A 6,413-nucleotide genomic window follows, 5' to 3' on the forward strand; every position below is an offset into this window, starting at 1 on the left:
TCAGGTATCAGGGGGGCAAATACTGCCATGCGGCAGTAAGGATTATAGCAAATGCGTAAACCTAAGCAAGCCCTCTGCCCTGCCATAAGTGCGGGCGGGCGTGAATAATCAGAAAAAATTCCCTCAGAAAAACCCAGACAAGCGTCACCGTGGCGAACATTCTACAGTTTGTAAATGTCCGTTACCGCTCTACGTGCGTCCGGCACACTATAAACCTCTCAGTAAACAACATGGCCGAGCCTTACGTAACCTTATGAGCCAGGATAAGACTTCTGGTGCCTGGGTTATTCGTCGTCGTGTTTCTGCCGATCCCATCTTCACTTTTTTACGGCCAGTAGCTGACCGGAAAAGAGCATTCCGAGACGTACGCCGGCGTTTGCTCGATGCGCTGTTTGTGCTTTTCATCAACAAGGCCGATCTTGCCACCGGTATCGTCACTATAAACATCACTAAGCTGGCCGAAGAACTCAGCCCACGGGATGAAGATGGCCACATCATTCTTGAGACCGCCGTGACGGTATGCAGGGTGTCGCGTCTGATCGACGAACTGGCGAGGTTTGGCATAGTCCTTGCGCCTGAAACTGAGTGGGATTATGTGAACGGGTGCCGTTTTCCTAAGCATATAATCATGACAGAAGAAGGCTGGCGTCTTACCGGTGTGGATATGGACAAGCTACGAGCCGAGCAAGAAGAACGCCTACGCGCTATTGAGGACGGCATTCTACAACCCGGTGAGGCTATGACAGTAAAAGAAGCCCGTAAGCGCTGGTATGAACGTTGCCGCCATCAGACGATACTTAGCCGCCGTACACGCGCTATTGAGGGCAAACAACGGCGTAAGCTAGCCGAATTACCGTTCGATGAGCGAAAGCGTCAGGTGGCCGAGCGTATTTTCCGTGATATGAAGGGTGATATACACCATCTAACCCCTCAGCAGTTTGAAAAAATGGTCTGGACTCAGCTTTACCAGCTTGAACTGGTAAATATGGAGCAGCCAGGCACTGCCCCGCCTCACTAACCCGCCCTCTTTTTACTAATCCGTTTCCCTGCGGAGGATGTTCGTTGTCTATCTGCTAAAATAGCTCGTTTTTTAGCCGCCATCATCACGATAACCTCACCTATATTTGGTCAAAACCCCAATCAACACCGGCGTTATATCTTTTATGCACACTTATCTGCAAATAGCTAAATGGGGTTATCTGCAATCAACCAATAGTTAGCTGCAAAACAATCAGGTCTTCGACCTACTTAATTTCATTAAAGATCTACTTATTCGCTGGATAAGTTCTGTGGATAACGGGGAAAACCGATAATGACCGCCCTTGCAGCGGCCAGACGGCCGCGCCGGTTCGGCATGGTCGCTATGCTCCCCGGCAACTTTAAGTAGCACCTCCGGTCTTTGCCCGGAGGCAGGGAGTTAACTGTAACCACTACAGCGAAAAGGCGCTTTTCGCCCTTACCTACTTCACCGCTGAAAGTAAGCTAAAAAACCTGTCTAGCAGGAAGGAGGCAAAATCCCTTTGGGTGTATTCGTTGACACCAGGAGCAAGTATTCCTATCATTGTGTTGATAGTTAACACAGGGGGCGTTATGGCCAGAACAACAAGCGTTACGATTGGCGAACAACTCGATTCGTTTATCAGTCGATTAATAGACAGTGGCCGTTACGGCTCTGCAAGTGAAGTTATGCGCTCTGCGCTGCGATTGCTGGAGCAACAGGAAACAAACGATGAAGTTATTCGCCAGGCTGTTATTGCTGGGCTGGAAAGCGGTGAAAGCTCGCTATCACTGCGGGATATTGCAGCACAAAGAAAACTGAGACATCGTGTATAAACTCACCGAACGGGCGGTAGAAGACTTCGCAGGGATTTATGATTATACGCTCTTGAAATTTGGTGAAGCTCAGGCAGACCATTATACCGACGCACTTGAGGCATTTTTCGAGACACTGGCCGGAATGCCAGATATGGGACGTGACTACCATACCGTTCCTGGTGTAATGCGCATTGAATTTCAGCGACATGCCATTTTTTATACGGTTCGTGATACGGATATTCTGATTGCGCGTATTTTGCACCAACAGATGAACCATAAACGCCATTTACTCTAAGTAAAAACACGCTGCCGCGCTTTGCTTGGCCAACACCGATCTGGCACATAAAAAATTTATGCACCAGATCAGTGTTCTCGGTAAGGATAGGTGTGTTTTTGAGTCAATGTGTTTTTACTCATTTGTGTTTTTAGCTGTCATTTTCTTTCAGCCAATTATCGACCAAATCCTTTATCACATCAGTAATAGATGTACCTTGTTTTGCACATGCAGCTTTGAAGCGGGTATGTATCTCTTCATCAAAGTTAACGTTGACTCTCTTTTGCTTTCCACTGGGTGTGCTATTTACGACTTTTTCAAGATCCCGATGCTCACCGAAACTCATTGTTTTTGATGTATGTTGTTTAGTTAGTGCCATACATAACCTCTTAATATGCTAAAATGAGTATATGAGTTTTTACTCAAATGATTCAAGTATTTCTCGCGTCAGAATGGCTATCTCGCCCTTTGCTGCTCCATCGTTGGTATCGAAAACACTCTCACCCTCCATGACGGATTTAACGTAACTTTGGCGTTGTGTGATCGCAGTTTTAAACGGCTTAATACCCGTCTGAGCAATGCTATCTTTCAGAACGTTAAGCATGGTGGCTTGTTCGATTTTCCGTGTGATGAGGAATCGAGCTTCTACCGGACGATTATAAGCCTGGGCTTCCAGCACCGTGACTACAGAACCGGCAGCGGAAAAATCCAGAGGGCTGGGTGTTACCGGGATGATAATCAGGTCGCTGACCATCACCGCTGCGGAAGTAATAACTGACAGAGAACCTGCACCATCAATAATCACAAAGTCATATTCAGCCAGATCCTTTCTTACCTGGTAAACGTCTTTCTCTGATGCTGCAGTGTAAACATCGAATGCTGCTTTCTCTGCTTTATTCCAGTTAGTCAGGCTCATCTGTGGGTCTGTATCTACAACTGCAATTTTCTTACCCGAACTGGCAAGGCAGCTACTGACGTTGATCGCCGCAGTCGTTTTACCAGACCCCCCTTTGGGGTTGAGGAACGCGATAATTTTCATGTCTAAACCTCATTTGTGTGTTTACTCATTTGAGTTTAATTATACACAAAAACACAAATGAGTAAATGTGTTTATTGTGTGTAAATGAGTATATGAGTAATTTTTTGAGTGTTAGAATTGGCGGGAATTTTGGTTTAAGCTTCTCTCAGATAATTATTGCCAACCCCCATCATATTCATTCCAGCCCTGATTAGTCGCATCATTGGTTAGCGTCATATCATCGACCACGCAGTTACGTATCTCAGCGGTGCGGTAAATCTCGTCAAAAAGTTCGTCAATCTGCTCTTTCAAATCGGCCTCATCGCTATACGTAAAAATCAGGCTGTACTCATTGTTGTCCAACACCGTTCCGTCATAGTCGCACTCAACCAGCCAGGCAATATCTTCTCTGACCTTTTTCTTCCCACGGGTAAATTTACTGCCGTTCTGCACCGGCACCCACAGTGTGGTTGTCACGGAAAATGCGGTAGCACTCTCAGACTGCCCAGAAAGAGAGGGGAGGGTTGTAACTGGGGCACACTGTTTAATCGCCCGGCTAATGGTGCCACGACTGCAATTGATGGTCTTCTGAACCTGGCTCCAGGAGCTGCCGCTGGCCAGCAGCCGGTTAATGGCATCATAGCGATGTTGGTTAACCTTTCTTCCCTGGTATTTGCCCTCCGCTTTTGCTTTGGCGATCCCCTGTTTCTGGCGTTCCCGCCGCTGCTCATAGTCGCGCCTTGCCACTGCGGCCAGCATGTCGAGCAGCATGTCATTGATGGCCGAAAACATCCGGTTATCAAAATCGGTCAGCCCCGGAGATAAATGTAGCCAGGTAGTGGGAACATTAACGGCCACGACTCTTATATCTTTTCTGGCAATCATTTTCTTGAGTGTGATCCAGTCATCCCCGGCCAGACGTGAAAGGCGGTCAACATCTTCAATGAGTAAGATGTCACGCTGCCGACAGTCTTTCAGTAGCCGGAAAAGCTCAGGACGCTCCAGCCGTGAACCTGACTCATTTTCAATATAGTAGTTACAGATGGCCAGCCCGCGCTCAGTGGCGAAAGTGTCGATAGAGCTACGTGCTCGTGATGCATCCTGTTCGGATGTGGAGGCTCGAAGATAGGCGCGAACAAAGCAGGTCGGTACTGTTTGGGTCATTTTTGAGAACCGGTTCTGTTTAAGTGTGTCGTGTGTGTTTAAACAGTACCAGCTTGCAGCGGTACGAGGAAGGTATACTTATACAGTACCAAAATCTGCTGGCCGAATCGGAGCAGGGCAGAACGCACCCCCACGGTTTATCGGAACCTGCCCCGTTCGGCACTACATTTAGTATCAATGGTTGCAGAACAGCGCACAAGATGTAACGTTATCCACAGAAACGGTGGATAAGTCATATGGCTAGGTTAGCTGTACATAGATATTTGTAAGTGAATTTTCATAGAAAAAGCAAGATTACGGTACTTCTTAAAAAATGCTAGATTATCGTTTGGGGACTTGAGTTGAGGCTCAAGTTGAAGGTTAATGAGGGTGAATTCAAAATGAATATAAATGAGTTTGTTAATAATTATAAAAATCATCCAGTTTTATTCGTTGGTACGGGCTTTAGCCTTCGGTATTTAACCCAGTCCTACAGTTGGGATGCTTTATTAAAAAAGGTGGTTATTGATCTAACTGGTAACGTTGAAGACTATTATGATATTAGATATCGACATCAAATAGAAGCTAAAACGAATTATGAAAAGGTGGCTAGTGATATCGAAGAACTTTTCAATCAAGCTCTAGGGAAGGATAGGCATGGTGAGTTCGAATTTATTAACGATGAGTTTTACAAGGATATGAATGAAGGGGGGCATGGAAGAAGTAGATTCAAAATGTATCTAGCACATCTTCTTAGGGATACAACTTTAAAAGATGATGTGGAAGAAGAAATAAAGTTGCTGGCAAAGGCAAGGAAAAACATTGGCTCTGTTATAACAACAAATTATGATCTGCTTATCGAAAAAACTTTCGAATTCTCCCCATTGATAGGTAATAATATATTACTTAGCAATCCCTATGGTTCAGTATATAAAATTCACGGTTGTGTGACTGATTCCGAAGGGATGATTATTACTGAAAATGACTATGTTAATTTCAATGATAAGTATGAATTAATTCGCGCTCAGTTACTTTCACTTTTTATTCATAATCCAATAATTTTTATTGGATATAGCATTAGTGATAATAATATAAAAAATATTTTAAAGACAATTTTTTCTTGCGTAGACCCTCGTAGTGAGATGGCTGAGCAAATCAGGCGGAATTTTTTACTTATAGAGTTTGATTCAGAGTCTGAATCACAAGATGTAGTTGAGCATGATATTGATATTGAAGGGCTTTCTACAATAAGAATAAACAAGATAAAAACAAATGCATTCGACGTTATCTATGAGGCAATATCTAGCCTGTTACTACCTGTTTCAGCAATGGATATTAGAAAGGTGCAGCGTGTCTGGGGGGAGATTCGTAGCGGAGGTAATATAAAAGTCAGTATTACAGAGGATATTGATTCTTTAAATAATGGTGATATGGTTTTGGCTATCGGCACATCAAAAACTGTTAAGTATGAATACCAAACAACATCAGAAATGATGCAAAATTATTTTAAAATTTTGGATGAAGAGAATTATCAATTAATTCTTTTACTAAACAAACAACAGGTAAGTAAATCTCAACATTTCCCATTCTATGCCTTTGGGGAGATATGCCCAGAACTTAATAATATTGAAGCTTGCAAGCGTAGGCAAAAAGAAAAGGTTGATGAGGTTTTTAATAGAACACCTCAGTCTTGCAAAGTTGATTATGATAATTTGGAAGATATATATGGAGGGAATTATTCAATAAGTAAACAATGCTCGTTAGTGTTTTATTCTGCGTATCGAGATATTCTGCCACTTAGTGTGTTTAAAATATTTTTAATTAATTTTGAAGATAAGAAATGCACAGGCTACCGTCGACTATTGTGTCTCTATGATCTCAAAGCACCTTTACCAAAAGCTCGTAAACAACCGTTGGTTTTGCCTGGTTGAATTCGTTAGATGGTATTACTGAACAGTGGTGCCATCAATTATCATGCTAGATAAATTAGCGTTTTTCTAAATGACAATGCCTGAGTATTAAAAATACGCCGCCCATTTTTTTATTACTTATTAGTGTGTGGAAATATTTTATTAATTCTAGAAAGAGTAAAGCCAATTTCTGCAAGTGGCTTTACTTGATGATTATTTTAAAATGAACATGGGTTTTTATACACGTAATCAG

General features: G+C 43.2%; 6 protein-coding genes and 1 pseudogene. 4 read left to right on the plus strand and 3 right to left on the minus strand.

Translation table 11 applies throughout. The features are described from left to right. Positions 1–100: 100 nt before the first annotated feature. The 3 genes from repA to V1956_RS24600 all read left to right on the plus strand — a co-directional run bounded on the left by repA (position 101) and on the right by V1956_RS24600 (position 2,110). Positions 101–1,018 carry a plasmid replication initiator RepA gene (gene repA, locus V1956_RS24590; RefSeq protein WP_442825920.1) on the plus strand — a complete coding sequence of 306 codons (918 nt, stop codon included), beginning with the start codon at positions 101–103 and terminating at the stop codon, positions 1,016–1,018. Between the two features lie 572 nt (positions 1,019–1,590). After that, positions 1,591–1,833, plus strand: coding sequence for a type II toxin-antitoxin system ParD family antitoxin (locus tag V1956_RS24595; RefSeq protein WP_000124732.1), 243 nt, complete (start codon positions 1,591–1,593; stop codon positions 1,831–1,833). Further along, positions 1,826–2,110, plus strand: a complete 285-nt coding sequence (locus V1956_RS24600) for a type II toxin-antitoxin system RelE/ParE family toxin (RefSeq protein ID WP_442825921.1) — start codon at positions 1,826–1,828, stop codon at positions 2,108–2,110. Before V1956_RS24595 ends, V1956_RS24600 begins: the two co-directional genes overlap by 8 nt. 130 nt (positions 2,111–2,240) lie before the next feature. Here V1956_RS24600 and V1956_RS24605 read toward each other — a convergent pair whose 3' ends face one another. The 3 genes and pseudogenes from V1956_RS24605 to V1956_RS24615 all read right to left on the minus strand — a co-directional run. After that, complete coding sequence (locus tag V1956_RS24605; RefSeq protein WP_442825922.1) at positions 2,241–2,468, minus strand: plasmid partition protein ParG; 228 nt, start codon at positions 2,466–2,468, stop codon at positions 2,241–2,243. Positions 2,469–2,507: 39 nt separating this feature from the next. Further along, complete coding sequence (parA, locus tag V1956_RS24610) at positions 2,508–3,128, minus strand: ParA family partition ATPase (RefSeq protein WP_008815938.1); 621 nt, start codon at positions 3,126–3,128, stop codon at positions 2,508–2,510. A 519-nt stretch (positions 3,129–3,647) separates the two neighbouring features. Further along, positions 3,648–4,271 (minus strand): annotated as a pseudogene (locus V1956_RS24615) (recombinase family protein); the annotation flags it as partial. A gap of 380 nt (positions 4,272–4,651) precedes the next feature. Here V1956_RS24615 and V1956_RS24620 point away from each other — a divergent pair. Next, positions 4,652–6,181 carry an SIR2 family protein gene (locus V1956_RS24620; protein ID WP_442825923.1) on the plus strand — a complete coding sequence of 510 codons (1,530 nt, stop codon included), beginning with the start codon at positions 4,652–4,654 and terminating at the stop codon, positions 6,179–6,181. Positions 6,182–6,413 lie beyond the last annotated feature (232 nt).

Origin of the sequence: Yersinia sp. 2540 StPb PI (assembly GCF_052217165.1) — a bacterium.
GTDB classification, from domain to species: Bacteria; Pseudomonadota; Gammaproteobacteria; order Enterobacterales; family Enterobacteriaceae; genus Yersinia; species Yersinia enterocolitica_E.

What these genes read in the sequence shown, in the direction of transcription:
- V1956_RS24595 (WP_000124732.1), top strand. Translation starts at nt 1,591, where the DNA reads ATGGCCAGAACAACAAGCGTTACGATTGGCGAACAACTCGATTCGTTT.
- V1956_RS24605 (WP_442825922.1), bottom strand. Translation starts at nt 2,468, where the DNA reads ATGGCACTAACTAAACAACATACATCAAAAACAATGAGTTTCGGTGAG.
- parA (WP_008815938.1), bottom strand. Translation starts at nt 3,128, where the DNA reads ATGAAAATTATCGCGTTCCTCAACCCCAAAGGGGGGTCTGGTAAAACG.
- V1956_RS24620 (WP_442825923.1), top strand. Translation starts at nt 4,652, where the DNA reads ATGAATATAAATGAGTTTGTTAATAATTATAAAAATCATCCAGTTTTA.